Annotated in this window: 1 rRNA gene; it reads right to left on the reverse strand. The window is 55.5% G+C overall.

The window, feature by feature from the left end:
- Nucleotides 1-18: 18 nt before the first annotated feature.
- A 16S ribosomal RNA gene (locus C161_RS19240) occupies nucleotides 19-427 on the reverse strand; the annotation flags it as partial.

A 427-nucleotide genomic window follows, 5' to 3' on the forward strand; every position in this document is an offset into this window, starting at 1 on the left:
GGAAACGATTCTCCATAGAAAGGAGGTGATCCAGCCGCACCTTCCGATACGGCTACCTTGTTACGACTTCACCCCAATCATCTATCCCACCTTCGGCGGCTGGCTCCTTGCGGTTACCCCACCGACTTCGGGTGTTATAAACTCTCGTGGTGTGACGGGCGGTGTGTACAAGACCCGGGAACGTATTCACCGCGGCATGCTGATCCGCGATTACTAGCAATTCCGACTTCATGCAGGCGAGTTGCAGCCTGCAATCCGAACTGAGACCGGCTTTGTTGGGATTGGCTCCATCTCGCGATTTCGCAGCCCGTTGTACCGGCCATTGTAGTACGTGTGTAGCCCAGGTCATAAGGGGCATGATGATTTGACGTCATCCCCACCTTCCTCCGGTTTGTCACCGGCAGTCTATCTAGAGTGCCCACCCGAA

Origin of the sequence: Paenibacillus sp. FSL R5-192 (genome assembly GCF_000517845.1) — a bacterium.
Taxonomy (GTDB): domain Bacteria; phylum Bacillota; class Bacilli; order Paenibacillales; family Paenibacillaceae; genus Paenibacillus; species Paenibacillus amylolyticus.